At 68.8% G+C, this 26,359-nt stretch carries 26 protein-coding genes and 1 pseudogene; 4 read left to right on the plus strand and 23 right to left on the minus strand.

The window, feature by feature from the left end:
• Positions 1–37 precede the first annotated feature (37 nt).
• The 11 genes from AC5P1C_RS20015 to AC5P1C_RS20065 form a co-directional block, all read right to left on the minus strand.
• Positions 38–946, minus strand: a complete 909-nt coding sequence (locus AC5P1C_RS20015) for a diacylglycerol kinase (RefSeq protein WP_493867229.1) — start codon at positions 944–946, stop codon at positions 38–40.
• A 17-nt stretch (positions 947–963) separates the two neighbouring features.
• On the minus strand, positions 964–1,929 hold the full coding sequence (tatC, locus tag AC5P1C_RS20020; protein ID WP_493867230.1) for a twin-arginine translocase subunit TatC: 966 nt from the start codon (positions 1,927–1,929) through the stop codon (positions 964–966).
• Between the two features lie 47 nt (positions 1,930–1,976).
• Complete coding sequence (gene tatA, locus AC5P1C_RS20025; RefSeq protein ID WP_351164975.1) at positions 1,977–2,267, minus strand: Sec-independent protein translocase subunit TatA; 291 nt, start codon at positions 2,265–2,267, stop codon at positions 1,977–1,979.
• 249 nt (positions 2,268–2,516) lie between these two features.
• Entirely contained in the window at positions 2,517–2,714 is a 198-nt protein-coding gene (locus AC5P1C_RS20030; protein ID WP_249590995.1) for a hypothetical protein, read from the minus strand.
• Positions 2,715–2,723: 9 nt separating this feature from the next.
• Entirely contained in the window at positions 2,724–2,975 is a 252-nt protein-coding gene (locus AC5P1C_RS20035; RefSeq protein ID WP_493867231.1) for a hypothetical protein, read from the minus strand.
• A gap of 11 nt (positions 2,976–2,986) precedes the next feature.
• A complete protein-coding gene (locus tag AC5P1C_RS20040) occupies positions 2,987–3,985 on the minus strand; it encodes a helix-turn-helix transcriptional regulator (RefSeq protein ID WP_493867232.1) in 999 nt (332 codons plus the stop codon).
• A gap of 15 nt (positions 3,986–4,000) precedes the next feature.
• Positions 4,001–4,954, minus strand: a complete 954-nt coding sequence (locus AC5P1C_RS20045; RefSeq protein ID WP_493867233.1) for a helix-turn-helix transcriptional regulator — start codon at positions 4,952–4,954, stop codon at positions 4,001–4,003.
• Between the two features lie 138 nt (positions 4,955–5,092).
• Positions 5,093–5,467, minus strand: coding sequence for an FKBP-type peptidyl-prolyl cis-trans isomerase (locus AC5P1C_RS20050; protein WP_493867234.1), 375 nt, complete (start codon positions 5,465–5,467; stop codon positions 5,093–5,095).
• Between the two features lie 43 nt (positions 5,468–5,510).
• Positions 5,511–6,512 carry an FKBP-type peptidyl-prolyl cis-trans isomerase gene (locus tag AC5P1C_RS20055; protein ID WP_493867292.1) on the minus strand — a complete coding sequence of 334 codons (1,002 nt, stop codon included), beginning with the start codon at positions 6,510–6,512 and terminating at the stop codon, positions 5,511–5,513.
• Positions 6,513–6,642: 130 nt separating this feature from the next.
• On the minus strand, positions 6,643–8,004 hold the full coding sequence (pafA, locus tag AC5P1C_RS20060) for a Pup--protein ligase (RefSeq protein ID WP_135334215.1): 1,362 nt from the start codon (positions 8,002–8,004) through the stop codon (positions 6,643–6,645).
• 9 nt (positions 8,005–8,013) lie between these two features.
• A complete protein-coding gene (locus AC5P1C_RS20065; RefSeq protein WP_493867235.1) occupies positions 8,014–9,273 on the minus strand; it encodes an MFS transporter in 1,260 nt (419 codons plus the stop codon).
• Between the two features lie 132 nt (positions 9,274–9,405).
• Here AC5P1C_RS20065 and AC5P1C_RS20070 point away from each other — a divergent pair, with 132 nt between their 5' ends.
• The gene (locus tag AC5P1C_RS20070; RefSeq protein WP_493867236.1) at positions 9,406–10,431 is read left to right on the plus strand and encodes a LacI family DNA-binding transcriptional regulator; all 1,026 of its coding nucleotides are present in this window, start codon (positions 9,406–9,408) and stop codon (positions 10,429–10,431) included.
• A gap of 66 nt (positions 10,432–10,497) precedes the next feature.
• Here AC5P1C_RS20070 and prcA read toward each other — a convergent pair whose 3' ends face one another.
• The 6 genes and pseudogenes from prcA to arc form a co-directional block, all read right to left on the minus strand.
• Complete coding sequence (prcA, locus tag AC5P1C_RS20075) at positions 10,498–11,283, minus strand: proteasome subunit alpha (RefSeq protein WP_493867237.1); 786 nt, start codon at positions 11,281–11,283, stop codon at positions 10,498–10,500.
• Between the two features lie 53 nt (positions 11,284–11,336).
• Positions 11,337–12,182, minus strand: coding sequence for a proteasome subunit beta (gene prcB / locus AC5P1C_RS20080; protein ID WP_453399404.1), 846 nt, complete (start codon positions 12,180–12,182; stop codon positions 11,337–11,339).
• Positions 12,134–12,358 (minus strand): annotated as a pseudogene (locus tag AC5P1C_RS20085) (endonuclease domain-containing protein); the annotation flags it as partial. The gene prcB and the pseudogene AC5P1C_RS20085, both read right to left, overlap by 49 nt.
• A gap of 95 nt (positions 12,359–12,453) precedes the next feature.
• The gene (locus AC5P1C_RS20090; protein ID WP_160503981.1) at positions 12,454–12,672 is read right to left on the minus strand and encodes a ubiquitin-like protein Pup; all 219 of its coding nucleotides are present in this window, start codon (positions 12,670–12,672) and stop codon (positions 12,454–12,456) included.
• Between the two features lie 124 nt (positions 12,673–12,796).
• Entirely contained in the window at positions 12,797–14,308 is a 1,512-nt protein-coding gene (gene dop, locus AC5P1C_RS20095; protein ID WP_493867238.1) for a depupylase/deamidase Dop, read from the minus strand.
• 213 nt (positions 14,309–14,521) lie between these two features.
• Positions 14,522–16,288: a proteasome ATPase gene (arc, locus tag AC5P1C_RS20100; protein WP_493867239.1), complete on the minus strand. Its 1,767-nt coding sequence runs from the start codon at positions 16,286–16,288 to the stop codon at positions 14,522–14,524.
• Positions 16,289–16,542: 254 nt separating this feature from the next.
• On the opposite strand from arc, the gene AC5P1C_RS20105 reads away from it, so the two are divergent.
• On the plus strand, positions 16,543–16,857 hold the full coding sequence (locus AC5P1C_RS20105; protein WP_493867240.1) for a ferredoxin: 315 nt from the start codon (positions 16,543–16,545) through the stop codon (positions 16,855–16,857).
• A gap of 80 nt (positions 16,858–16,937) precedes the next feature.
• Here AC5P1C_RS20105 and AC5P1C_RS20110 read toward each other — a convergent pair whose 3' ends face one another.
• The 3 genes from AC5P1C_RS20110 to AC5P1C_RS20120 all read right to left on the minus strand — a co-directional run bounded on the left by AC5P1C_RS20110 (position 16,938) and on the right by AC5P1C_RS20120 (position 20,204).
• Positions 16,938–17,516, minus strand: coding sequence for a hypothetical protein (locus tag AC5P1C_RS20110; RefSeq protein WP_493867241.1), 579 nt, complete (start codon positions 17,514–17,516; stop codon positions 16,938–16,940).
• A gap of 179 nt (positions 17,517–17,695) precedes the next feature.
• A complete protein-coding gene (locus AC5P1C_RS20115) occupies positions 17,696–18,607 on the minus strand; it encodes a tRNA (adenine-N1)-methyltransferase (RefSeq protein ID WP_383285533.1) in 912 nt (303 codons plus the stop codon).
• Positions 18,608–18,656: 49 nt separating this feature from the next.
• Entirely contained in the window at positions 18,657–20,204 is a 1,548-nt protein-coding gene (locus AC5P1C_RS20120; RefSeq protein ID WP_493867242.1) for a site-2 protease family protein, read from the minus strand.
• Positions 20,205–20,332: 128 nt separating this feature from the next.
• On the opposite strand from AC5P1C_RS20120, the gene AC5P1C_RS20125 reads away from it, so the two are divergent.
• Positions 20,333–21,214, plus strand: coding sequence for a RecB family exonuclease (locus AC5P1C_RS20125; protein ID WP_493867243.1), 882 nt, complete (start codon positions 20,333–20,335; stop codon positions 21,212–21,214).
• Positions 21,215–21,228: 14 nt separating this feature from the next.
• Positions 21,229–21,900 (plus strand): response regulator, encoded by a 672-nt coding sequence (locus AC5P1C_RS20130; protein ID WP_135332738.1) that lies wholly within the window; start codon positions 21,229–21,231, stop codon positions 21,898–21,900.
• 83 nt (positions 21,901–21,983) lie between these two features.
• On the opposite strand, the gene AC5P1C_RS20135 is transcribed toward AC5P1C_RS20130, so the two are convergent.
• The 3 genes from AC5P1C_RS20135 to AC5P1C_RS20145 all read right to left on the minus strand — a co-directional run bounded on the left by AC5P1C_RS20135 (position 21,984) and on the right by AC5P1C_RS20145 (position 26,273).
• Entirely contained in the window at positions 21,984–23,570 is a 1,587-nt protein-coding gene (locus AC5P1C_RS20135; RefSeq protein ID WP_493867244.1) for an ABC transporter substrate-binding protein, read from the minus strand.
• Between the two features lie 72 nt (positions 23,571–23,642).
• A complete protein-coding gene (locus AC5P1C_RS20140) occupies positions 23,643–25,250 on the minus strand; it encodes an ABC transporter substrate-binding protein (RefSeq protein ID WP_493867245.1) in 1,608 nt (535 codons plus the stop codon).
• Positions 25,251–25,571: 321 nt separating this feature from the next.
• Complete coding sequence (locus tag AC5P1C_RS20145) at positions 25,572–26,273, minus strand: HAD family hydrolase (protein WP_493867246.1); 702 nt, start codon at positions 26,271–26,273, stop codon at positions 25,572–25,574.
• Positions 26,274–26,359: the final 86 nt, after the last annotated feature.

Consider the following 26,359-nt stretch of genomic DNA (forward strand, 5'->3'; position numbering starts at 1 on the left):
ACCGGCCACCACTGACAACGGACGATCATTATCTGCCTTACGGCTCCTGCGGCCCCTCGGGCCCGAGCACCCGCACGGCCCCCGGCACGCACTGTGCCGTCAGCGGAAGGCCGCCGAGCTGCTCCCCGTCCGCGTACCCGGTGACGCCCGATGCGGCGAGCTCCACCTTCGCGGCCCGGAACACGGTGACCTTGGGATGGTCGAGGTGCGTGCCCTTGTAGACCCGCGGGAAGACCTTCAGGAGCGTCGTACGGCTGCAGTCGCCGACGACCGTCACGTCGAAGAGGCCGTCGCGCATGTCGGCCCGCGCGCAGATCCTCATCCCCCCGCCGTACGACGATCCGTTCCCGACGGCGACGAGCGTCGCGGCGACCTCGTGGACGTCACCGCCGTCCAGCGTGATCCGGTACGGGATGGGCCGGAGGGCGGCCAGCTCGGCGATCATCGCCAGGTCGTACTTGAAGCGTCCGGTGGGCCAGCGCATCCGGTTGCCCCGGTCGTTGACCCGCGAGTCGAAGCCGGAGGCGAGCACGGTGCCGAACCACGTCTTGCCCACCCGGCCCAGGTCCACGTCGCGCGTGCGCCCCGCGTCGAGCGCATCGGCGACGACGGCCCCCGCGGCGGCCGGATCGCGCACCGGAAGCCCGAGTGCTCGCGCGAAGTCGTTGCCGGTCCCCACGGCGATCACCCCCAGGGGCGTCGGCGTCTGCGCGACGGCCTGCAGCGCGAGGCTCGCCATGCCGTCGCCGCCGACGGCTATCAGCGCGCGCGTACCGGCATCGACGGCGTCGCGAGCCCGGCGCAGCGCGTCGGCGGCGTCCTCGCCGATGACCGTGCGCACGGAGAATCCTGCGGCCCGCAACGCGGAAGCGGCCGGCTGCGCCGCGTGGGCGCCCCGGCCGCGGCCCGCGGTGGGATTGACGAAGAGGGTGATCTCGCTGGTCACGGCGGGACCCTACAAGGTCAGGTCACGTCGTCGAAACCGTTTACCCGATCCCGCTCCCGGTTGGTGCCGTCGCCGCTGGCCTGCTCGGGCAGCGCCCGGTTCGCGGACACGGTCTCGATCTCTCCGACGTCCTCGGGGGTGAGGTCGAGCTCGGACGCCTCGTCGTCATCGGGCCCGGCCGCGTCGATCTTGGCCTTGCGCCGGTCGTTCATGAGCGAGAAGGCGGTGGCCGCGAAGTACAGCACCCAGATCGGCCCGGCGAGCATGATCATGGTGAGCGGGTCCGTGCTGGGCGTCGCCACGGCCGCGAAGACCGTGATGCCCATGATCATGGCGCGCCACCAGCCGAGCATCCGCTTGCCGGTGAGCACCCCGGTGAGGTTCAGCATCACCAGGAGGAGGGGCAGCTCGAAGGAGAGGCCGAAGACGATCACCATGCGGGTGACCAGGTCGATCAGCTCGTCGAGCGGCAGCTGGTTGTCGATCCCGCCGGGCGAGAATTCGAGCAGCACACGTGCCATCGTCGGCAGCGTCTGGTACGCGAAGTAGCCGCCACCGAGGAACAGCGGGAAGCCGGCGCCCACGAACCCGTAGGCGTACTTCTTCTCGCTCTTGTGCAGGCCGGGGGCGACGAACGCCCACAGCTGGTAGAGCCAGACCGGCGACGCGAGCACCACACCGGCCATCAGGGAGATCTTCAGGGCGAGCGTGAACGGCGTGAGCAGACCGTTCAGCACGATGCGCGCGCACGTGCCGTCTTCCCGCTTCGCCAGCTCGGCGAAGCTGGACTCGCACCCCACGGAGTTCAGGATCGGGTTCGTGAAGAACTCGATGATGTCCTTGTAGAAGAAGGCAGCGACGATCGCGACGACGATGATGGCCAGCACGGCCTTCGCGAGCCGGTTGCGGAGCTCACGCAGGTGCTCCGCAAGAGGCATCCGCCCCTCGGGATCCTGTTCCTTCTTGCGGGCAGACTTGAGCAACCCACGTCCTCATCTCGTGCGGCAGGCCGGCCGTCGCCGGCCTTGGATCAGCGCTTGGTCGTGCTGTCGGTGGGCTCGGTGACGGGACGCGAGCTGGTCACGTCGCCGGGCGCGGCCTGGATGGTGCGCGGCTGGGCGGCGGAAGGGTCGCCGGGCGGGTCGGCCGGGGCGGCTTCGTCCTTCTTGCCGTCCGACTTCATCGCCTTGGCCTCGCTCTTGAGGATGCGCGCGGACTTGCCGAGCGACCGGGCCATGTCGGGAAGCTTCTTCGCGCCGAACAGCAGAACGATGACGACGAGAATGAGAATGATCTCGGGGGCGCCGATCTTTCCGAACATAGGTCTTTACCTTCTCACCGAGGCGGCAGGGGCGGGGCTGCCGGACAGGCCGGACTTGCTGTCCGGCCACCGTGCTGGCAGCGATCGTAACGCTCAGGGGTGAACGCAGGGCAATCCCTGTGCGTACTCCCAGTTGCGGCCCGCGCCTCGCACTCCGGGCCACTTCAGCAGCGTACCTGCCGGACAAGGGAAGTTGACAGGCCGCGGTGTCGATGCGCGTCCCTGTGGCACCGACCGGTTTCACCGGACCTAAAGGACATCTCGGCCCGCACGGGCCACACCGGTCGCCGCCGCTTCGAGATCCTCCGCCGCGCGGTTGATCCGCTGTGTGGTCTCCGTCACTTGCGTACTGAGGCGCTGCGCCTCGATGAAGACCCTGATCGCCAGTACGCCGAGCACGGCGAGGCCACAGAACCCCGCGGCAATCGCCAGCATCGCCCAGAACATGGGCCGAGCCTAGACGGTCGAGTGCAGACGCAGTGTCCGCACCCCGCCGCAGGTGAGCAGTTCGACGATGCGCTCGCCCGCGGGCTTGCGCACCGCGGCGTCGCACTCGGGGCACGTGAACGAGTAGAAGGTGGTGCGGGCCGATGCGCCGATGGCCAACCGCAGGGCGCCCGCGGAGAGTTCGAAGCGGGCGCGGCAGTCGGGGCAGGCGGCCTTGAAGAGCACAGGGGCGATTCTCGACATTCCGGGAATCTCGGACATGATGCTTGTGTTCAACGCCCTTGCTCCTGCCTGTCGTACGACCCGTCGGTGTGCCTGCCGTGCTCGTCGTAGGCCGCGAGCGCCTCACGCGCCGCCCGCCGTGCGCTGTCCGCGAGATCGGCCGGGGAGACGATGTGCCCGTCCCCGCCGAGCCGCAGGGCGAGCCTGCGCAGCGAGGTGGGGTCCGGGGTGCGCAGTGTGATCCGCAAGCCGCCGCCGGGGAGTTCATCGGCGCTGTCGTGCGGGTAGTACTCGGCGACCCAGCGGCCGGCGGGGCCGACCTCGATGACCACCTCGGGGTCTTCCGCGGCGGGCTGCACGAGCCCCTCGGAGAGATCACGCAGCTCGACCTCGGGCGGCGACGACGGCTCGTCCAGGAGCCGGATCTCGGCCACCCGGTCGAGGCGGAAGGTGCGGCGCGCCTCGGAGAGGTAGCACCACGCCTCCATGTACGTGTGCCCGACGGCGAAGAGCCGGATCGGGTCGACCTCGCGCTCGGTGAGCTCGTCGCGCGCGGGCGAGTAGTAGCGCAGCCAGAGCCGGCGCCGCTCGGAGATGGCGCGGTCGACGTCGGCGAAGACACCGCCCTCGGACTCGAAGGTCACCGAGAGCCGCGCACTGGCGCCGGCGTTGTCACCGGCCGCCGTCTCCAGCTTCGCCGTGGCGCGCACCAGGGCCTGCCGGTCGCTCTCGCGCAGCCCCGGAAGCGTGGAGACCGCGCGGGCGGCCACCAGGAGCGCGGTGGCCTCGTCCGCGGCCAGCCGCAGCGGCGCCGCCACGTCGTCCGCGTTGTGCCACCAGATGCGGTCGCCGTCCGTGTCGATGTCCAGGAGGTCGCCGCCGCGGAAGCTGGTCCCACACAGCGGCAGCACGTCCAGGTCGGAGATCAGCTCGTCCTCGGTGATCCCGAAGGCGCGGGCCACGTCGGTGACGTGGGCCCCCGGGCGCTCGCGCAGGTAGGTCACCAGGGAGAGCATCCGCCTGGTCTGGTCGATGGCGTTCGAGGCCATGCTCCGTACGTCCCCTCAGCCCTTGGCCACGGCGCGCAGCCGGTCCACCACGTCGGCCCGCAGCTCCGCGGGCTCCAGGACCACCACATCGGGTCCGAACTCCACCAGCCAGGCGTCAAGACCGTGGCCGTACGGAATCTCCAACTCGTCCCACCCCTCGCCCACTTCACGTATCTGGGCGGCCTTGGCGCGCAGCGGATAGCCCGCCCCCGTGCGCAGACGGATCAGGGCGGTGCGGTCGGCGATGTCCCCCGCCCAGCTCGCGACGGTCTCGCGCACCGTGACCACGTCCGGGACACCCGCGGTGAACTTGCCCGCGCGGGCGCGGACCTTCCCGGTGATGCGGGAGAGCCGGAAGACCCGCTCGGCGCCGCGGTCGCGGTCCCAGCCCGCGAGGTACCAGTGACCGCGCCAGCACTCCAGGGCCCACGGCTCCACATGGCGCTGCTCGGGGCGGGCCGCCGTGGCCTTGCGGTAGTCGAAGACGACGGGGCGGCGGTCGCGGCAGGCGAGCATCAGCGGCTCGAAGGACGCCTCGTGCACCGGGATGCGGGGCTCGAGCGCGCTGTGCGCCCCGTACGGGTCCACGTCCTCCGGCAGCCCTGCGGCGCGCAGCTTCTGCAGGGCGCCGCTGGCGGCTCCGGCGAGGCGTGCCTGCTGCCAGACCTTGGCCGCGAGGCCGAGCGCGGCGGCTTCCTCCGCGTCGATGGTGATGGGCGGGAGCCGGTTGCTGTCGCGGCGCGCGAGATAGCCCACCTCGCCGTCGAGGTTCTCCACCGTCTCGATGACCAGGCCGAGTTCGCGCAAATCGTCCTTGTCGCGCTCGAACATCCGGTTGAAGGAGTCGTCCGACCCCGCTTCCAGATAGGCCTCGATGGACTCGCGCAGCTCGCGCTTGCTGAGCGGCCTTCGCGTCCCGAGCAGACACAGCGCCAGGTTCATCAGCCGCTCGGCCTTGGCAATGGCCATCGACGCCCTTTCTCAACAGTGCTTCCGACCGCTGACCGTACCGCCCAGGGGTGTCCGGGCAAAAGCCGAGGGCCCATGCCAGGACAGGCATGGACCCTCGGTGGACAGGTCTGGTCAGACCCTGGCCCCAGTGGTCGCTCAGACGCCCACGAGGTCGCAGACGAAGATCAGCGACTCGCCGGGCGCGATACGGCCGCCACCGGCGCCGCGGTCGCCGTACGCCAGGTGCGCGGGGATGGTCAGCCGGCGGCGTCCGCCGACCTTCATGCCCTGGACGCCCTGGTCCCAGCCGGCGATGACCTGGCCGGCGCCCAGCTGGAACTGGAGCGGCGTGCCGCGGTTCCAGGAGGCGTCGAACTCTTCGCCGGTGGAGAAGGCCACGCCCACGTAGTGGACGGAGACGGTGGCGCCCGCCTTGGCCTCCGGTCCGTCGCCCTCCCAGATGTCCACGATCTCGAGGTCGGCCGGGGCCGGACCGTCGGGGAAGTCGATCTCGGGCTTCTCGATGCTCACGCTCATGCTCCTGCTTTGATACGAATGGCCAGCTGGGACAGTGTTACATCTTCGCGAGGATGTCCACGGTGAAGACCAGCGTGGAGTCCTTCTTGATGGTGCTGCCCTGCGGCGGCTGGTCGCCGTAGCCGAGCTTCGGGGGGACGACGATCAGGACGCGGCTGCCGACCTTCTTGCCGGTCAGGCCCTGCGCCCAGCCCTTGACGACCTGTGCCAGCTGGAACGAGGCGAGCTGGCCGCTCTTGTACGAGGAGTCGAACTCCTTGCCGTCGGCCCACAGCACGCCCTTGTACTGGCACAGGAGGCTGTCGGTCTCCTTGATCTCGTCGCCGTCGCCCTCGAGGACGTAGTTCGCGACGAGCTTCGTCGGGGCGTCCTTCTTCGGGACGTCGATCTTGGGGGCCTTGCCGTCGGTGTTCGTGCCGACCTTGGGGAGGTCGATGTTGGACTGCGCGACCTCCTTGCCCTTGGCCGAGCTCTTGTTGCTGAAGGTGCCCACGAGGTCCACGACGAACACCAGCGTGTCCGTGCCCTTGATGCCCGCCTGCTTGTTGCCCTCGGTGCCGTAACCCATCTTCGGCGGGATCGCGAGCTCCACGCGGCTGTCGAGCTTCTTGCCGACCAGCGCCTGGTCCCAGCCCGGGATGACCTGACCGGTGCCGATCGGGAAGACCGTGGGGTTGCCGCGGTCGTACGAGTTGTCGAAGACCTTGGCCGTGGCCCAGATCTGGCCGAGGTAGTTGGCCTGGAGGTAGTCGCCCTTCTTGACCTCGTCCCCCTTGCCCTCGATCAGCGTCTTCACCGCAAGATCGGAGGACGGCTTGCCGTTCCCCTTGGCGACGGTCGGCTTCTCACCGAACTTCGTCCCCTTGGTGATCTCGGGAACGGGCCCGTCCACGATCTTCGCCGTCGGCGCGGCCGACGTCGAGTTGGACGGGGACGGGCTGTCGCTTGACTTGGCCTTGTCGGCCTTCTTGTCGTCACCACACCCGGCCAGTGTCAGCAGGCCGGCCGGAACAGCAAGGAGAAGTGAGCGTCGGCGCACGGTGGGGGCCTCGTATCGGTCGATCTTGTCGGTTGGCGTGCGCGCAACTCTACGCATGGAGAAGGGCGCCGTACGAGGAACGTACGGCGCCCCGCGTTGCGTTCCCGCAACGCACCCGCTGTATCAGGGGTTACATACCGGCGATCAGTTTCTCCACCCGGTCGTCGACCGACCGGAAGGGGTCCTTGCACAACACCGTGCGCTGTGCCTGGTCGTTGAGCTTCAGGTGCACCCAGTCGACCGTGAAGTCGCGGCGCTGCTCCTGGGCCCTGCGGATGAAGTCGCCGCGCAGCCGCGCGCGGGTGGTCTGCGGAGGCACCGACTTGCCTTCGAAGATCTTCAAGTCGTTGCAGATGCGGGCGGCCTGGCCCTTCCTCTCCAGGAGGTAGTACAGCCCGCGACGTCGGTGGATGTCGTGATACGCGAGGTCTATCTGCGCGACCCGGGGGTGCGACATGGTCATGTTGTTCTTCGCCCGGTACCGCTCGATGAGCTTGTACTTCATGACCCAGTCGATCTCGGTGCCGATGCGGTCGAGGTCCTCGGCCTCGATCGCGTCGAGCGTACGGCCCCACAGCTCCAGGACCTGCTCGACCGTGCCCGTGCGAATGCCGCGGCGCTCCACGAAGTCCACGGCCTTCTCGTAGTACTCGCGCTGCACCTCGAGGGCAGAGGCCTCGCGGCCGCTGGCCAGACGCACCTTGCGGCGGCCCGTGATGTCGTGACTGACCTCGCGGATCGCCCGGATCGGGTTCTCCAGGGTCAGGTCGCGCATCACCGTGCCCGCTTCGATCATGCGCAGGACGAGGTCGGTGGCGCCGACCTTCAGGAGCATGGTCGTCTCGGACATGTTCGAGTCACCGACGATGACGTGCAGCCGGCGGTAGCGCTCGGCGTCCGCGTGCGGTTCGTCGCGGGTGTTGATGATCGGCCGGGAGCGGGTGGTCGCGGACGAGACCCCTTCCCAGATGTGCTCGGCACGCTGACTGACGCAGTACACGGCGCCGCGCGGAGTCTGCAGCACCTTGCCCGCGCCGCACAGCAGCTGTCGCGTGACGAGGAAGGGAATGAGGATGTCCGCGAGCCGCGAGAACTCCCCGTGCCTGGCCACCAGATAGTTCTCGTGGCAGCCGTAGGAGTTTCCCGCCGAGTCGGTGTTGTTCTTGAAGAGATAGACGTCGCCCGCGATTCCCTCCTCGTGCAGGCGGCGTTCGGCGTCGACGAGCAGGCCTTCCAGAATGCGCTCGCCCGCCTTGTCGTGCGTGACCAGCTCGGTCACGTTGTCACATTCCGGTGTCGCGTATTCCGGATGTGACCCGACGTCAAGATAGAGGCGGGCGCCGTTCCGCAGAAAGACGTTGCTGCTGCGGCCCCATGAGACAACACGGCGGAAGAGGTAGCGCGCCACCTCGTCAGGAGACAGGCGGCGCTGTCCCCTAAACGTGCACGTGACGCCGTACTCATTCTCCAGCCCGAAAATGCGGCGGTCCATGACTGAACATTACGCCTGATGCCCTGCCCTGAAACCGGGTTCGACGGCACCGTTTCGATCATTTTCCGATGAACCCGCAACGACCGCCGAATCAGCGGGGAGTACGAGCGCCCGCGCCGTGGCCAGCAGAACAAGCAGCGCGGCGACTCCGGCGAGCCCCGGAACCGCGAAGCCCCCCACGGTCCCGCCCCACTCGACGACCGGCCCGGCCACGCCCGTGCCCAGCGACGCGCCGACCCCGAACGTCGTCACGAGCCACGAGAACGCCTCGGTGACGGTGCCCCGCGGAGCGTGCCGGTCGACGATGATGAACGCGCACGCGAGCGCCGGCGCCAGGAAGATGCCCGCCACGCCCGCGAGCGCCGTCATCGCGACCGCGCCCGGCGTCAGCGTCAACGGCCAGTAGCAGAGCGCGAGCAGGGCCACCAGGACGGTCAGCCGCTTCTCCGGCACCCCGGCCCACTGCCGCGCCCCGTACACCGATCCGCCGACGAGCGCGCCGAGCCCGATCGCCGCCATCAGCCAGCCGTACACCGCGTCCCCGCCGTGCTCGTCCGCGTACGACACACCGGCGACGGTGATGGAGCCGAGCGCCATGCCGATGAACAGGAACGCGCCGAGCAGCGCGATGAGCCCGCGCGAGCGCAGCGCGCCGAGCCAGTGCGCCTCGCGGGGCGCCGAGCGCCACGCGCGCGAGGGCTTCGACATCACCACGGAGAGGGCGCCGAGCACGCCGATGGCGTTCACGACGAGCAGCGCGGCCTGCTCCGACCAGAGCGCCACGCAGCCCGTGATGAGCAACGGCCCGACGGTGAACATGACTTCCTGGGCGATGGCGTCCATGGCGTACGCCGTGTGCACCTGCTCCTCCTTGCCCAGGACGCTCGGCCACAGCGCGCGCAGGCCGCCCTCCAGCGGTGGCGTGAAGAGACCGGCCACGCCCACCGCGACATACGCGAGAGCGAGCGAATCGGGCCCGGTGAAGGCGAAGGCCGCCATGCCGAGAGCGGAGACGACCGCCGAGGGGAGCTGGATCCGCGGCTGCCCGTAGAGGTCCACCAGGCGGCCGAGCAGCGGCTGCCCCACCGCGTTGGACACGCCGTACACCGCGGCGAGAGCACCGGCCAGGCTGTACGTACCGCCCTCGGCGCGGATGAAGAGCACGATGGCGATCGGGGCGGTCGCGTTCGGCAGCCGCCCCACCAGCGTGCCCGCGAGCAGCCGCCCCGCGTATCGCGTCCGGAGGATCTCCACGTATCCGGCAGCCATGCTTCCCGCCCCTCCGCCCGGCGCCGTCGCAGCCGAGGTTTTACGTATAACGTCGAGTGTCATACGTACCATGAGCGCTCACCGCGGGTCCATCCCGATCACCCCGCGGGACCGACCTGGGAGGTACCAGTAGTGGCCGGGCCACAGCAGGAGGCCGCAGGGCCACGCCCCACGAGCCGCGACGTCGCGCAGGCCGCCGGAGTCTCCCAGGCCACCGTCTCCCTCGTCTTCGGCGAGAAGTGGCGCGGCCGCGTCGCCGAGCGCACCGCGGAGCGCGTGCGGGCCACCGCCCGCGCACTGGGCTACCGCCCCAACCTCGCGGCCCGCAACCTCCGCCTCGGCCGCACCAGGACGGCGCTCCTCGTCGTCCCCGCCCTCACCAACGAGTTCTTCGCCCGCGTCTACACCGGAGCCGCCCGCGTCGCCACCGAACACGGCTTCGGCGTCGTCCTCTACCCCTCCCCCGACGGCATGGGGCCCGCCCGCGACCCCTTCGACTCCAGCCGCGCAGCCCTCGACGGCATCCTCGCGTCCTCCATCGCGTCCGACGCCCTCGCCACCATCCAGGGCGACGCACTCCCCCTGGTCATGCTCGACAGCGACCCCGCGGGCAGCCTCGGCGCCACCACCGTCAACCTCGACATCGGCGACGGCATGCGCCAGGTGACCGAGCACCTGCTCGCCCTGGGCCACCGCGACTTCCTGCACCTCGCCGCGGACGTCGACTCCTGGACCTTCGACGTACGCTCCGACGCCCTCACGGCGGCGCTCAGCGGCACCGACGCGGCCGTACGCACGGTCAGGGCACCCCTCACCGTCGACGACGCCCGCATCGCCGCAGAAGCCACCCTCTCCGCGCCGGGCCCCCGCCCCACCGCACTCGTCTGCGACGACGACATCCTCGCCGCCGGGGCCTGCAAGGCCGCCCGCAGACTGGGCCTGCGCGTCCCCGAAGACCTCTCCGTGACCGGCTTCGACGACCTCACCCTGGCGACCGCCGTGGAACCCGAGCTCACCACCGTGCGGCTGCCGGCCGAACAGTTCGGCGAACGCGGCATGACATCCCTGCTCGCCGTCCTCGACGGCCACGCGCCACGGCCCGACACCCTCCCCGTCGAGCTGGTGATCCGCGGCTCGACGGCCCCCGCCGCCCGCTAGCCCGCACATGCGTACGCCCCGCGCACCGGCCACAGGGCCGGGACACGGGGCGTACGACGAACCGAACTACTCCTCGGAGGACCCAGAGGCCGAGCCGGACCCGGAATCCGTCTCCTCCTCGTTGTCGGACTCGGCGTCCGTGGGCGCCGAGGCACCGCCTTCGAGCAGCCGCGCGAGCTGACGCCCCACGATCCGCTTGAACTTCCGCTGCTGCGGCCTCGTACGGTCCAGGACCGCCACCTCGAGCCGCTCCGCGGGGATCTCCCGCTCGCTGCCGTTCGTGTCGCGGGAGAGCGACTGCACGGCCAGCTTCAGCGCCTCGGCGAGCGTCATCCCGTCACGATGCCGCTGATCGAGATACGCGCTGATCTGCTCGGCGTTGCCGCCGACCGCGACCGAGCCGTGCTCGTCCACGATCGAACCGTCGTGCGGCAGCCGGTAGATCTGATCGGCGTCGGCCGTGGCACCCACCTCGGCGACGACCAGCTCCACCTCGTAGGGCTTCTCCGCCTGGCTCGAGAAGATCGTGCCCAGCGTCTGGGCGTAGACGTTCGCGAGCCCACGGGCCGTCACATCGTCACGGTCGTACGTGTACCCGCGCAGATCCGCGTACCGCACACCACCGATCCGCAGGTTCTCGTACTCGTTGTACTTGCCGGCGGCCGCGAAGCCGATCCGGTCATAGATCTCGCTGAACTTGTGCAGCGCACGGGACGGGTTCTCGCCGACGAACACGATGCCATCGGCGAACTGCAGCACAACAAGGCTGCGACCACGGGCGATGCCCTTGCGGGCGTATTCCGCCCGGTCGGCCATGGCCTGCTGGGGTGAGACATAGAACGGCGTCGACACCGGCTATCCGTCCCTTTCTGTCAGTGACTCAGTCAGTGGCGAATACGGATCGATCAGAGCAGCGCGGCCCGCGGACCGTCGGGCTGCTCCAGGCGCCGCTCAAGGATCGAGCGGGCGATCTCGGAGGACTCCTCGTCCCCCAGCCTCCGGAAACCCTCGTCGGAGATCACGGTGACGATCGGATAGATCCGGCGGGCGACATCCGGACCACCCGTCGCCGAGTCGTCGTCCGCGGCGTCGTACAACGCCTGCACGACGAGCGTCGTCGCTTCCTCCTCCGACAGGTCCTTGCGGTAGAGCTTCTTCATCGCACCACGCGCGAAGACCGAACCGGAGCCCGTGGCCGCGAAGCCGTGCTCCTCGGAACGGCCGCCCGTGACGTCGTAACTGAAGATGCGCCCCTTCTCGCGGTCCACGTCGTACCCCGCGAAGAGCGGAACCACGGCCAAGCCCTGCATGGCCATCCCCAGATTCGACCGAATCATCGTCGACAGCCGATTGGCCTTGCCCTCCAGGGAGAGCGTGGCACCCTCGACCTTCTCGAAGTGCTCGAGCTCCAGCTGGAAGAGCTTGACCATCTCCACGGCGAGACCGGCGGTGCCGGCGATGCCGACAGCGGAGTACTCGTCGGCCGGGAAGACCTTCTCGATGTCGCGCTGCGCGATGACATTGCCCATGGTCGCCCGCCGGTCACCGGCGAGCACCACGCCACCGGGGAACGTCGTCGCCACGATGGTCGTGCCGTGCGGCGCCTCGATGACGCCTTGTGTGGGCGGCAGTTGGCGATTCCCGGGCAGGATGTCGGGCTGATGCTCGGACAGAAAGTCCATGAAGGACGAAGAACCAGGCGTCAGGAAGGCAGCTGGTAGACGCCCGGTGCTACGAGTGTTGGCTTCCACGCGTTTCCTTCCAGGTAAGTGACGGCCCGACGCAAGGTGTCGGGAACGTCTCCCAACTTGCCGATGGCCGCATTGCAGTTGAAGCACCGTACGCCAGGGACCCTACCCGCCTCATGGCGGTGATCCACATGAATGGCTGGAGCGTTCGGAGAGATCACATCGGGGCCCGTCCGAGAGCGTCGCCAGGTCATCCGAAGCACAGCGGGCTCTCCCCCACCGACCTTCGGCCAACCCAGCAACCCCCACTTCAACCTTCAGAACAAAGGCGAAACTACTCTCCACCCTTTTGCACGAAGGAGCGCACGAAGTCCTCGGCGTTCTCTTCGAGCACATCATCGATTTCGTCGAGGACGGAGTCCACGTCGTCGCTCAGCTTCTCCTGGCGCTCCTTGAGGTCTTCGGAGCCCTGCGCTTCCTCTGTCTGCTCCTCGACCTCCTCGGTGGAACGCGTCGCCTTCTGCTGTCCGCCGCCGGTGTCCTTGGTCGCCATCTACCTCACCCCGCTCGTTAGGTGCGATGTACTTGATCAGACCCTATAAGCCAGGTCTGACATCGGCCCCGTAGTTACTGCAACGTCCGGGGACCACCTCGATGATTCCCACACGCCGGGTCTTTCAGCCTCCGGAGAGCACCCGAACCAGGTCCTCCGCCGTGCGGCAGCGGTCCAGGAGCTCCTTCACGTGGTTTCGCGTACCGCGCAAGGGCTCCAGTGTGGGCACCCGCTGGAGCGAGTCGCGGCCCGGGAGGTCGAAGATGACCGAATCCCACGAGGCCGCGGCGACGTCGTCCGCGTACTGCTCGAGGCAGCGGCCGCGGAAGTACGCGCGTGTGTCCTCCGGGGGCTTCGTCTGGGCGCGCTCGACCTGTGGCTCCTCCAGGAGGCGCTTCATCTTGCCGCGTGCCACCAGACGGTTGTAGAGGCCCTTGTCGGGCCGTACGTCCGCGTACTGGAGGTCGACCAGGTGCAGTCGTGCCGCGTCCCAGTCGAGGCTGTCACGGCGGCGGTAGCCCTCCATGAGCTCCCGCTTGGCGACCCAGTCGAGCTCTCCGGAGAGGCTCATCGGATCGCTCTCCAGGCGGCCCAGGACGTCTTCCCAGCGGGTGAGGATGTCCTTGGTCTGTTCGTCGGCCTCGGAGCCGTACCGCTCCTCCACGTACTTGCGGGCCAGCTCGAAGTACTCCATCTGGAGCTGGACTGCGGTGAGTGTCCGTCCGCTGCGGAGCGTGATCAGTCGCTTGAGCGTCGGGTCGTGGGAGACCTGGTGGAGGGTCCGCACGGGCTGGTCGATGGCCAGGTCCACCGCGATGAAGCCGTCCTCGATCATGGCGAGGACCAGGGATGTCGTGCCCAGCTTCAGATACGTCGAGATCTCGGAGAGGTTCGCGTCGCCGATGATCACGTGCAGGCGGCGGTACTTCTCGGCGTCGGAGTGCGGCTCGTCCCGGGTGTTGATGATGGGCCGTTTGAGGGTGGTCTCCAGGCCCACCTCGACCTCGAAGTAGTCGGCGCGCTGGCTGAGCTGGAAGCCGTGCTCGTGGCCGTCCTGGCCGATGCCGACGCGTCCTGCGCCGGTGATGACCTGCCGGGACACGAAGAACGGCGTCAGGTGGCGCACGATGTCCGAGAAGGGGGTCTCCCGCTTCATCAGGTAGTTCTCGTGCGTGCCGTAGGAGGCGCCCTTGTTGTCGGTGTTGTTCTTGTAGAGGTGGATCGGCTGGGCCCCCGGCAGCTGCGCGGCGCGTTCGGCCGCTTCCGCCATGATGCGTTCGCCCGCCTTGTCCCACAGGACGGCGTCCCAGGGATTGGTGACCTCGGGTGAGCTGTACTCGGGGTGCGCGTGGTCCACGTAGAGACGCGCCCCATTGGTGAGGATCACGTTGGCGAGGCCGATGTCCTCGTCGGTGAGCTGACTGGCGTCGGCGGTCTCACGGGCGAGGTCGAAGCCCCGTGCGTCCCGCAGCGGGTTCTCCTCCTCGAAGTCCCAGCGGGCGCGTCGCGCCCGGTGCATCGCCGCGGCGTAGGCGTTGACGATCTGGGACGAGGTGAGCATGGCATTGGCGTTCGGGTGGCCGGGGACGGAGATGCCGTACTCCGTCTCGATGCCCATTACTCGCCGTACGGTCATGCGGCCCTCCTTGCCCGGCGGCGCTCCCGTTCGGGTGCGGCGCTCAAGTACCGCTGGTTCTCCGGTGCGTGTGCGGTGCCCGTCCCCGCACTGCGCGACTCGGCGGTACCGAAGAGCCTAGAGCGCCTTTGCGCTGGTGGGGAGATCATTGCGTTCATTGAAAAACAGACAGCTGCGGGTACCCACGAAGGACACCCGCAGCCGCCCTGTCTTCTACAGGTACTGACCGGTGTTGGCCACCGTGTCGATGGAGCGTCCGGTGTCCGCGCCCTGCTTTCCGGTGACGAGCGTACGGATGTACACGATCCGTTCGCCCTTCTTGCCGGAGATGCGGGCCCAGTCGTCCGGGTTGGTGGTGTTGGGCAGGTCCTCGTTCTCCTTGAACTCGTCGATGCAAGCCTGGAGGAGGTGGGAGACCCTGATGCCCTTCTGGTTGGCGTCGAGGAAGGCCTTGATGGCCATCTTCTTGGCGCGTCCGACGATGTTCTCGATCATGGCGCCGGAGTTGAAGTCCTTGAAGTACAGGACTTCCTTGTCGCCGTTGGCGTACGTCACCTCGAGGAAGCGGTTCTCCTCGGACTCCGCGTACATCTGCTCCACGACGGACTGGATCATGCCGTCCACGGTGGTGCGCCGGTCGGCGCCGTGTTCGGCGAGGTCGTCCGCGTGCAGCGGGAGCCGCTCGGTGAGGTACTTGGCGAAGATGTCCTTCGCCGCCTGGGCGTCCGGGCGCTCGATCTTGATCTTTACGTCGAGTCGTCCCGGTCGCAGGATCGCGGGGTCGATCATGTCCTCGCGGTTGGAGGCGCCGATGACGATGACGTTCTCCAGGCCTTCCACGCCGTCGATCTCGGCGAGCAGCTGGGGGACGATGGTGTTCTCCACGTCCGAGCTGACTCCGGATCCGCGGGTGCGGAAGAGGGATTCCATCTCGTCGAAGAAGACGATGACGGGGGTGCCCTCGCTCGCCTTCTCCCTCGCACGCTGGAAGACCAGGCGGATGTGACGCTCGGTCTCGCCGACGTACTTGTTGAGGAGTTCGGGGCCCTTGATGTTGAGGAAGAAGCTCTTCCCCGCTGCCGCTCCGGTCACCTCGGCGACCTTCTTGGCAAGCGAGTTGGCAACGGCCTTCGCGATCAGCGTCTTGCCGCAGCCGGGGGGCCCGTACAGCAGGACGCCCTTGGGCGGCCGCAGTTCGTGCTCCCTGAAGAGGTCCGGGTAGAGATAGGGCAGTTCGACCGCGTCGCGGATCAGCTCGATCTGGTTGCCCAGGCCGCCGATCTGCTCGTAGCCGATGTCCGGTACCTCTTCGAGGACTAGCTCTTCGACCTCGCTCTTGGGAACCACTTCGTAGACGTAGCCGGAGCGGGGTTCGAGAAGCAGTGCGTCGCCGGGGCGGATGGTGACGTCGAGGAGTGGTTCGGCGAGCCGGACCACCCGCTCCTCGTCGGTGTGCCCGACCACCAGGGCTCGCTCGCCGTCCTCAAGGATCTCCTTGAGGGTGACGATGTCGCCCACGCTCTCGTACTCCATGGCCTCGACCACGTTGAGCGCTTCGTTGAGCATGACTTCCTGGCCGCGCCTGAGCTCTTCGAGCTCCACGCTGGGGCTGACGTTCACCCGGAGCTTGCGGCCCCCGGTGAAGATGTCCGCCGTGCCGTCCTCGTTCGCCACGAGGAAGACCCCGAAGCCGGCCGGCGGCTGCGCGAGCCGGTCGACTTCCTCCTTGAGGGCCACGATCTGGTCTCGGGCCTCACGGAGCGTGTTGGCGAGCCGCTCGTTCTGTGCGGATACGCCGGCCAGATTGGTCTGCAGCTCGACGATCCGCTCTTCGAGAATTCTCGTGTGCCGCGGAGAGTCGGCGAGCTTGCGTCGCAGGACGGCGATTTCCTGCTCGAGATAGGCAACCTGACCGGCGGGGTCCTCAGACCCTCGCCCCGGCCGGATGCCGCGGTTGATGTCGTCGTCGTGGGCTGCCACGGTCCTCACCTCCTCCAAGGGGAGCTGGACGCTTCCAGACCCTACCTGGGTGGGTGTCGATTGAAACCCCTAGATCACAAAGACGGTCGGGGTGTGTCCGATCTTCACCCTTGCGCTCTCCCTCACGCCAGGTGAATACCCACCCAACAACATCGGAAAGCGGGCGGTTGTATCGTCGAAGCGTTCAACACCCGTCAGGGCTGGCCCGACTTGCACCCGAGTCGGTGGGCTCGGCGCAGCGATCGGCAGGAGAGATGACCGTGCAGAACGAGGCTGGGACCGGCCCTGAGGGCCGCGATCTCCTGGAGGTCTGGATCGACCAGGACCTCTGTACCGGCGACGGCATCTGCGCGCAGTACGCGCCCGAGGTCTTCGAGCTGGACATCGACGGTCTGGCCTATGTGAAGAGCGGTGACGACGAGCTGCTGCAGACGCCGGGCGCGACAACGCCCGTACCGCTGCAGCTTCTGCGTGACGTGGCGGACTCGGCGAAGGAGTGCCCCGGCGACTGCATCCACGTGCGGCGCGTTTCGGACAGCGTGGAGGTGTACGGCCCCGACGCGGCGTGAGGCCGCGAACTCTTCGACGAGGAAGGGCCTGTGCCCCGCCGTGGGACGGCGGGCACAGGCCCTTCCTCGTGACGCTGCGGTCACACGCTGTGTGCGCCGGCCGGTGTGGATCGCGCGAACGTGCCGTCTTTCCATTGCCACTTGGCCTCGTCCTTGAGATCGGGGCAGCAGCTGGGGACGCTCGGTGTCGAGTACCCGTGGAGTGTTGCGGTGATCACACCATCACGTACGGCGAAGTCGCTGACGTTCTGGCGGTCCTTCGGATCGACGAGGGTGGCGACGACCCGGGCCTTTCCTTCCGTGGCGCGGGTGACGACGTACACGCCGTCGGGCGGCGTGCCCGATCCGGCGGCGCAGTGCACCACGGCGACGGTCTCGGGTCTGCCGTCCCCGTCGAGGTCCCCGGAGGCCTGCTTCTTGACCACGGGTTTCACGTTCCCGCAGGTGATGGGGTACGCGACGGTGGCCGGATCCGGGGCGGGGGCGGGGGCCGCGGCGGTCTTGCCCGACGGCTTGGAGCCCGGCTGGGCGGCGTTCGCGGGGTCGGGCTGCAGGAAGGACGAGCCCGCGACGACGGCGGCGAGCGCGGCCGCGGTGGCCAGCCAGTGGATGGGACGGGTGGTGTTGTGTGCCAGTTCCGGGACGGCGGGGTGCTGCACTAGGAGTGTCTCCTGTGAGGGCTGTGCCGGTGGGGGAGGTGGCCAGCATCGTGCCATACCTCACACTCCGGCGGAACACCGGGGTCCGGGGCATCGGGTCCGGTGAACGGAAAGGCGCCGCCGCCGAGTTCCCCGGTCGAAGGGGGAACTCGGCGGCGGCGCCTTGTCGTTCAGCGCTGTCAGCGCTCCGCGCGGGGTGTGCCGCCGTCGGCGTTCGGGCCGGTGTAGTCGTCGCCGTAGGCGCCCTTGGAGGGGCGGCGGCGGCGCATGGGCGGCTCGACGCCGTCCGCGAGGCGGCGGGCGGTGAGCAGGAAGCCGGTGTGGCCGATCATGCGGTGGTCGGGGCGGACGGCGAGGCCCTCGACGTGCCAGTTGCGGATCATCGATTCCCAGGCGGTCGGCTCGTTGAAGCCGCCGATCTCGCGGATGGACTCGACGGTCCGCGCGAGCTGGGTGGTGGTCGCGACGTAGCAGCAGAGGATGCCGCCGGGGACGAGTGCCTTGGAGACGACGTCCAGGCACTCCCAGGGGGCGAGCATGTCGAGGATGACGCGGTCGACGTCGGTGTCGCTCAGGTTGTCCTGGAGGTCTCCGACGGTGAGCTGCCAGGCGGGGTGCGGGGCGCCGAAGTAGCGCTCCACGTTCTGCTGGGCGATCTCGGCGAAGTCCTCGCGGCGCTCGTACGAGTGCAGCATTCCCTGGTCGCCGATGGCGCGCAGGAGGAAGCTGCTGAGCGAGCCGGAGCCCACACCCGCCTCGACGACGCGGGCGCCGGGGAAGATGTCCGCGAAGGCCAGGATCTGCCCCGCGTCCTTGGGGTAGACCACGGCGGCGCCGCGGGGCATGGACAGGACATAGTCGGGGAGCAGGGGGCGCAGCGCGAGGTAGGCGACGTTTCCCGTGGTGCGGACAACGCTGCCCTCGGGAGCACCGATCAGCTCGTCGTGAGGGAAGGAACCCTTGTGGGTGTGGAAGTTCTTCCCGGCCTCGAGCGTGAACGTGTAGTGGCGGCCCTTGGGGTCGGTCAGCTGAACCTGGTCCCCGACCTTGAAGGGCCCGCGTCGGCGGGCGGCACCGGTCGGTTCGGACATGTGACCAGCCTACCGGCCCGTGCGCGGGCCGCGGACCAGGGTGGCGGCGTCAGCTGGGCCTGGCCATCGCCTTGACGAAGGCGCGCTCCACGTCGGTGGCGGAGAGTACTCCGTAGATCTCGCCGGATGCCTCGACCACGAGGTACTCGGTGGCGGGCGTCGCCCGGAGGGTGTCGAGGAGCTCCTCGCCGGCCAGCTCGGCGGAGATCCGCATGCCTTCGGTGATGTCCTGGGCGAGGCCGCTGACCGTGACCCAGGGGCGGCGGTGCTCGGGCACGCCGACGATGGCCGCCTCGCGGACCACCGACATCGGGTCGCCGTCGGCGTCGACCACGACGAGGGCGCGGGCCCCGGCGTCGTTGGCGCGGCGCAGTGCCTCGGAGAGCGGGGTGTGGGTCTCCACGGGGACGGCGCGGCGGGTCAGGGCGCGGGCCCGGAGTTCGGGCAGGTGTTCGCGGAGCCGGGCCACACGGAGGCTGTTTCCCGCGCCGGTCCAGATGATCGCGGCGAGGATCGCGGCCAGGAGGGCGTCGGTGACGGTGTCCATGCCGCCGATGTCCTGGGTCTCGCCGCCGAGCGCGCCGGACTGGTTGAGGAGGGGCAGACCGATGAGGACGGAGATGGCGAGCGCGCGGCCGACCCAGGCGGCGGCGATCGTGCCGCTCATGGGCTTGCCGGTGATCTTCCAGACGACGGCGCGGAGCATGCGGCCGCCGTCAAGGGGCAGGCCCGGCAGGAGGTTGAAGACGGCGACGATGAGGTTGGAGATCATCAGTCCCGCGAGCAGGACGCCGGGCACGGTGCCGGGCTCGACGAGGCGCATGGCCCCGTAGAAGACGCCCGCGAGGACGAGGGAGAGCAGCGGGCCGACGAAGGCGAGGATGAACTCGCGTCCGGGCGTCTCGGACTCCTTCTCGATCTCCGAGACCCCGCCGAAGAACTGCAGCTGGATGCGGCGCACCGGCAGCTTGAAGCGCAGGGCCGCGACGGTGTGGGCGAGTTCGTGGACGAGTACGGAGGCGTAGAAGGCGACGGCGAAGAAGAGGGAGACCAGGTAGCGGGCGTTGCCCAGTTCGGGCAGGACGCGGTCGAGCTGGCCGCCGAAGACCCAGGTGATGAGGGCGGCGACGAGGAACCAGCTGGGGGCCACGTATACGGGTACGCCGAAGGGGCGTCCCATGAGCAGTCCTCCCCCTGGCCCCTTCTTGTCCTTGGGCGGGGTGGTCTTCGGCGCGGGGCCGTGGCTGGCGTGGGCGTACTCGGGGTGGGTGTCGCCGGGGGTGGGTTCCGGCTCGCCCGCCTGCCGGGGCTCCTTGGTGAGCCGGGCGCCGGGCTGCGGCGCCGACGCAGGACCGGCGCTCGCCTTCGCCTCGTCGGTGGTGTCCTTGGTGGTGTCGGTGGCCGGCTGCTCGGAACGCATGTCGTCCTGGCCGTCGCGGTCGTCCTGGTCGTCGCGGTCGCCCTGCGCGGGCCGCGCGGATTCTGCCGTGTCCACCGGGCGTGGCGACTCCGGGTGGCCGGAGTCTTCCGCGGCACCCGGCCGCCGACCGTCCGTCCCGTCGGACCGCGGCCTGCCGCTCCCGCCGCTCTCGTCCACGATGTCCCCTCGTTCGAAGCGTCCCTCGCCCCTGGCCGGCGCGGTACACGCACGATCATGCAGGGCGAGAGGGTCTGTCGTCGATGGTATGCGGCCGTTGTCAGTGGCGGGTCGTAGGGTCTGTCCTCATGGAAACAAGGACCGAGGGTGCCGTGACGGCCGTGCGTCCGGCGTCCCTGTCGCCGTCACGCGCCAGTGACTTCATGCAGTGCCCCCTGCTCTACCGCTTCCGGGTGATCGACAAGCTGCCGGAGAAGCCGAGCGAGGCGGCGACCCGCGGCACGCTGGTGCACGCGGTCCTGGAGCGGCTCTTCGACGCGCCCGCGGGCGAGCGGACGGCGCCGCGCGCCAAGGCCCTGATCCCGGGCCAGTGGGACCGGCTGCGCGAGGCCAAGCCGGAGCTGACGGAGCTGTTCGCGGACGACGAGCAGGGTGAGCGGCTCGCGCGCTGGCTCGCGGACGCGGAGAAGCTCGTCGACCGGTGGTTCACGCTGGAGGACCCGACTCGCCTGGAGCCGGCCGAGCGCGAGCTGTTCGTGCAGGCGGAGCTGGACTCGGGCCTGAAGCTGCGCGGCATCATCGACCGCGTGGACGTGGCGCCCACCGGCGAGGTCCGGATCGTCGACTACAAGACGGGCAAGGCCCCCCGCCCCGAGTATTCCGAGGGCGCCCTCTTCCAGATGAAGTTCTACGCCCTGGTGGTGTGGCGCCTGAAGGGCGTGGTCCCGCGCCGCCTCCAGCTCGTCTATCTGGGCAGCGGCGACGTCATCACGTACGACCCTCGGACCGAGGACCTGGAGCAGGTCGAGCGGAAGCTGCACGCGCTGTGGAAGGCGATCACGCTCGCCACCGAGACGGGCGAGTGGCGCCCGCGGCCGACGAAACTCTGCGGCTGGTGCGACCACCAGGCCGTATGTCCGGAATTCGGCGGGACTCCCCCGCCGTACCCCCTTGCGGTGAGGGTGCCCGAGTCCGATGAGGACGCGCAGGGCAGAATGGCCCCGGGCTAGCGAAGGAGAGTTACGTGGCGATCCGTGTCCTACTGGTCGACGACCAGCCACTGCTGCGCACCGGGTTCCGGATGATTCTGGAGGCCGAGCAGGACGTCGCGGTCGTCGGCGAGGCCGGGGACGGCCTGCAGGCTCTCGACCAGGTGCGGGCGCTGCAGCCCGATGTGGTCCTGATGGACATCCGCATGCCGCGGATGGACGGCGTCGAGGCGACCCGGCAGATCACCGGGCCCGGCCGGGACGGTCCGGCGAAGGTCCTGGTCCTGACCACCTTCGACCTGGATGAGTACGTGGTGGAGGCGCTGCGCGCCGGTGCCAGCGGCTTCCTGCTCAAGGACGCCCCGGCGAACGAACTGGTGCAGGCGATCCGGGTGGTCGCGTCGGGCGAGGCGATGCTCGCGCCGAGCATCACGCGCAGGCTCCTCGACAAGTACGCGGGGCATCTCCCGTCGGGCGACGAGCCGGTGCCGGACACCCTGCACACGCTCACCGAGCGGGAGGTCGAGGTCCTCAAGCTGGTGGCGCGCGGCCTGTCGAACGCGGAGATCGCGGCGGATCTGTTCGTGAGCGAGACGACGGTCAAGACGCACGTGGGTCATGTGCTCACGAAGCTGGGGCTGCGCGACCGGGTGCAGGCCGCTGTGTACGCGTACGAGAGCGGTCTGGTGCGGCCCGGAGCACAGTAGTTGCCCGGAGCACAGCAGGAGAGAACGAGGAAGGCGGCCGGCCCCCGGAGGGGTGGCCGCCTTCCTCGTTCATCGGGCTGGGATCAGGCCTTGCTGAGCTCCCAGAAGCGGAACACCGTCGAGGCGTCGAGGCACGACTCCACGCCGTACACGTCATCGGAGATGACCGCGTACTGCTTGGCCTGCCACACCGGCAGGATCGGCAGCTCCTCGGCGACGATGTCCTGGAGCCGCGAGTAGTCCTCGTCGGTCCTGGTGCGGTCGGTCTCGGCGGCGGTGCCGGGGATGATCTTCCCGGTGATGTCGCTGTTCTGGTAGCCGTTCTCGAGGACGTTGCCCTTGCCGAAGAACGGCTGCGTGAAGTTGTCCGGATCCGGGTAGTCCGGCACCCAGCCCTTGACGTAGACGCCGTACTTGCCGGACTTGATGTCCCGCTCGTACTGGCTGAATTCAATCGACTTCACATCGGCGTCGAACAGGCCGCTCGCGTTGAGCTGCTTGGCGATCGCCTTCAGCTCCTGGTCGGTCGCGGGACCGTAGCGCGAGGGCGTGGACCAGAGCGTGAGCTTGACCTTGCCGGTCAGGCCCTCCTCGCGCAGGGCGGCCGCGGCCTTGGAGCGCTGCGGGCGGGCGCCGTAGGTGTCGAAGAAGGCGGTGTTGTGACCGCCGATCCCGGCCGGGACGATGGAGTACAGCGGCGTGGCCGTGTCCCGGTAGACGTCCTTGACCAGGGCGTCGCGGTCGAGCAGGTACGCCATGGCCTTACGCACGCCCAGCTTGCCCGCTACCGGGTCCTTCATGTTGAAGACCAGGTGCTGGACCTCGGCGCTCGTGCCCTCGACGACGTCGATCTTCTGGCTCGCCTCGGAGGTGTCCTGCTCGATGTCCTCGATGTCCTTGGCGGCGAGGCCTCGGTACGCGATGTCGATCTCGTCGTTCAGGAGCGCCTTCTTCAGGCCCTTCTGGTCGTCGTGGAAGAACTTGAGGGTGACGCCCTTGTTCTTCACCTCGGCGGTGCCCTTGTAGTCGGGGTTGACCGAGAAGACCGCCTGCTCCTTGTCGAAGGAGTCGAGCTTGTACGGTCCCGAGCCCGTGGCTTCGTCGCCCCCGCGCAGGGAGTCCATGTCGTACGACGCGTGGTCGACGATGGAGCCCGCGCCGGAAGCGATCTTGCTGGGGAAGGTCGCGTCAGCGTACTTGAGCTTGAAGACGACCTTCTTGTCGTTCGGCGTCTCGACGCGGTCGAGCATCGGGAACATGATCGCCGGACCGGCCTCGTCGTTGATCTTCATCATGCGGTCGAAGGAGTACTTGACGTCCTTCGAGGTCAACGCGTTGCCGTTGCTGAACTTCAGGCCGTCCCGCAGCGTGCACTCGAAGACCTTGGTCTCCGCGTCGGTGAAGCCGCACTCCTTGGCCGCCTCGGGCTCAGGCTCCGTGGCTCCGTTCGGGAAGCTCATCAGGGACTGGAAGACGTTGTTGAACAGGAGCCACGACCCGGGGTCGTAGCCGGATGCCGGGTCGGTGGCCAGGACGTCGTCCGACATCCCCATCACCACCGAGTCGCCGTCCTCCCCCGCTCCGCCCGATTCCGAGCCGCAGCCGGCCAGCAGGGCGGCGGTCAGTCCTCCGACGAGGGGAAGGGCCAACCGCTGGTTACGCAATTTCACGTACGTGCCTTGTCGTTGATGTCCGTCGGTGGAGCGAAGCCCGGCGGTGTTGGGTGCCGGTGTGCGCGGAGGTCAGCCGCTCACACCGCGGCCGAGCTCCCACAGCTGCAGGTTCGACGAGGAGTTGAGGGCCCACTCGACGCCCGTGATGTCGTCGCGGGCGGCGATGTACTGCCTGCCCTGCCAGAGGGGAAGCACCGGCACGTCTTCGGCGACGATGTCCTGGATCTTCTGGATGCTCTTGGAGGCGGTGAGCCGGTCCGCCTCGCGGCGCGAGTGCGGGATCAGCTCCTCGTTGATGGTGCGGTTCACGTACGGCGAGCCGAGGAAGTTGTCCTCGTCGAGGAACGGCGCGAGGAAGTTGTCGGCGTCGGGGAAGTCGGGGAACCAGCCCATTCCGTAGACGTCGTACGCGCCCTTCTGCTCGGCGGCGCGGAAGGTGTTCCAGGCCTCACCCTTGATCGACACGTCGAACAGGCCGCTGGCGTCGAGCTGCTTCTTCAGCAGCTCGAACTCCTTCTTGGTGCCGGGGCCGTAGTGGTCGGTCGTGTAGTGCAGGGTGAGCTTGACCGGGGTGTCGATGTCGGCCTTCTGGAGCAGGGCTCGGGCCTTGGCCGGGCTCGGGTCGCCGTACTTGTTGAAGAACGAGTTGGTGTGGCCCGTGATGGTGGTCGGCACCAGGGAGAACAGCGGCTCGGCCGCGTCGCCGTACACGCCGGCCGCGAGTTCGCCGCGGTCGACGACCTGTGCCATGGCCTGGCGGACGGCCTTGGACTTCACCGTGGTGGCGTCCGTGTTGAAGCCGAGGTAGCGGATCTCCAGGCCGGGCGTCTCGATCAGCTCGATGTTCTTGCCCGGGTCCTCGTCGAGCTGCTTGATCTGCTCGGGCGACATGGTGCGCGTCATCATGTCGATGTCGCCGCCCGTGAGGGCCTCGCCCATGGCGTCCGGGGAGCCGTAGTTGCGCAGCTCGATCTTGTCGCTCTTGGGCTTCAGGGCGCCCTTGTAATTGGGGTTCTTGGTGAACACCGTCTTGATGAGCTTGTTGCCCTTGACCTCCGGCTCGGCCGTGTAGGGGCCCGAGCCGTCCACGTCGAAGCCGTCGCGCAGCTTGTTCTTCTCGTAGTGGTCCGAGCTGATGATGCCCGCGGTGGGCGTGGCCAGCTTGTACGGGAACGTCGCGTCGGGGCTCTTGAGGTGGAAGACGATGCCGCGGTCGCCCTGAGTCTCGATGGCGTCGACGTTGGCCACCAGGCCGTCGGAGCCGCTCGGGTCGGCGATCTTGATGTCCCGCACGCGCTCGATGGAGAACTTCACATCGGTGGCGGTCAGCGGCTTGCCGTCGGCGAACTTCAGGCCCTTGCGCAGCGTGCACTCGTAGCGCTCGTTGCCGGTGTCGGTGAATCCGCACTTCTGGGCGGCCTCGGGCTCGGGCTCGCCGTCGCCACGGGGCATCGCCATCAGCGTCTGGACCGTCTGGCGCAGGATGTTCCAGGAGCCCGCGTCATACGCGTACGCCGGGTCGAAGGGCGCCGGGACCTCGGGCGAGGTGGCGAACCGGTCCGTGGTGCCGACGGCGATCGCGTCGTCTCCCCCACCGTCGCCCGCCCCGCCGCACGCCGCGAGCGCGGGAGCGAGCAGACCTACGACGGCCGGCAGCACCAAAGTCTTACGGTTCATGCTCGACGTTCTCCAGAGCTGTTGGTCCCGTCCGGACCGACAACGAGGGGTGGGGTCAGTCGGTCCGTGGGGGCATGGCGATGTTCTCGCGACGACATTAGTCCGCACCACCAGGAGGGCCGGAAGAGACCGGAGTTGAGGCTCCATCACGGAGCGAAACCGGGCGCGGACGCACCGATAACCCAACACGGGAAGGTTTCGTCAGGTTCCCCTCAATCGGGACACAACGTCACTCCACAACTCGCCCATATCGGAGGCTCGGCACAGCCGTGACCGGCTGTCGACCCCCCTTGGAGTGGGAAAGGTCACATCTTCAACTGTTCAGCTGTTTCCGGCCATCAGGCCGTGCAGGAAAGGCAGATCGACGTGTTCGAGGGACGGGACGACGGTCCTGCCGGACGCCGGGACGATGGGCGCGACGGACGGTACGGCCACCACCCTGCAGCCCGCGGCCTCGGCCGACGCGACGCCGGTCGCGGTGTCCTCGATGACGGCACATCTGGCCGGTTCCGCGCCAACCCCGGCCGCCGCGAGGAGATACGGGTCGGGGTGCGGCTTGGTCCGGGTCACCTCGTCGCCCGCGACGGTGAGGGTGAAGTGGTGGGATCCGATCGAGTCGAGCACGCGGTCGATGATGCGCCGGTGCGACGCGGAGACCAGTGCCATCGGCACCTCGTGCGCGGCGAGTTCGGCGAGCAGTCTGGCGGCTCCCGGCATCAGCGGCAGGGCGCGGCCGATACGGTCCTCGAAGCCGTCGTTGAGCAGCACGGTCAGCTCGGGAACCGTGATGTCGGCGCCGGTGGACGCGATGAGGAAACCGGCGCTGCGCGTCATGGGACCGCCGACGACCACGTCACGCCAGGCCTCGTCGAGCGTATGTCCGAGTGCGGCGAAGACCTCGACCTCGGCGTCCCACCAGAACCCCTCGGTGTCCACGAGTGTTCCGTCCATGTCGAGGAGCACCGCCTGCAGAGCGGAGCCTTCGGCCGTTCGGGTACCGAGCGCGGGAACCGTACTGGTCATTCGGGCACACCTCCATGAGGGACGAGAAGGCCGGTTGCTCCCTTTTGACGGGTGAGCAACCGGCCTGCACTGGACCGACAAGTGTA

This window comes from Streptomyces sp. A18 (assembly GCF_059026065.1).

Excerpts from the sequence above, each read along its gene's own strand:
- tatA (WP_351164975.1), bottom strand. The coding sequence starts at position 2,267 with ATGTTCGGAAAGATCGGCGCCCCCGAGATCATTCTCATTCTCGTCGTC.
- AC5P1C_RS20030 (WP_249590995.1), bottom strand. The coding sequence starts at position 2,714 with ATGTTCTGGGCGATGCTGGCGATTGCCGCGGGGTTCTGTGGCCTCGCC.
- AC5P1C_RS20035 (WP_493867231.1), bottom strand. The coding sequence starts at position 2,975 with ATGTCCGAGATTCCCGGAATGTCGAGAATCGCCCCTGTGCTCTTCAAG.
- AC5P1C_RS20040 (WP_493867232.1), bottom strand. The coding sequence starts at position 3,985 with ATGGCCTCGAACGCCATCGACCAGACCAGGCGGATGCTCTCCCTGGTG.
- AC5P1C_RS20045 (WP_493867233.1), bottom strand. The coding sequence starts at position 4,954 with ATGGCCATTGCCAAGGCCGAGCGGCTGATGAACCTGGCGCTGTGTCTG.
- pafA (WP_135334215.1), bottom strand. The coding sequence starts at position 8,004 with ATGGACCGCCGCATTTTCGGGCTGGAGAATGAGTACGGCGTCACGTGC.
- AC5P1C_RS20065 (WP_493867235.1), bottom strand. The coding sequence starts at position 9,273 with ATGGCTGCCGGATACGTGGAGATCCTCCGGACGCGATACGCGGGGCGG.
- AC5P1C_RS20090 (WP_160503981.1), bottom strand. The coding sequence starts at position 12,672 with ATGGCGACCAAGGACACCGGCGGCGGACAGCAGAAGGCGACGCGTTCC.
- dop (WP_493867238.1), bottom strand. The coding sequence starts at position 14,308 with ATGACCGTACGGCGAGTAATGGGCATCGAGACGGAGTACGGCATCTCC.
- AC5P1C_RS20105 (WP_493867240.1), top strand. The coding sequence starts at position 16,543 with ATGACCGTGCAGAACGAGGCTGGGACCGGCCCTGAGGGCCGCGATCTC.
- AC5P1C_RS20115 (WP_383285533.1), bottom strand. The coding sequence starts at position 18,607 with ATGTCCGAACCGACCGGTGCCGCCCGCCGACGCGGGCCCTTCAAGGTC.
- AC5P1C_RS20125 (WP_493867243.1), top strand. The coding sequence starts at position 20,333 with ATGGAAACAAGGACCGAGGGTGCCGTGACGGCCGTGCGTCCGGCGTCC.
- AC5P1C_RS20140 (WP_493867245.1), bottom strand. The coding sequence starts at position 25,250 with ATGAACCGTAAGACTTTGGTGCTGCCGGCCGTCGTAGGTCTGCTCGCT.
- AC5P1C_RS20145 (WP_493867246.1), bottom strand. The coding sequence starts at position 26,273 with ATGACCAGTACGGTTCCCGCGCTCGGTACCCGAACGGCCGAAGGCTCC.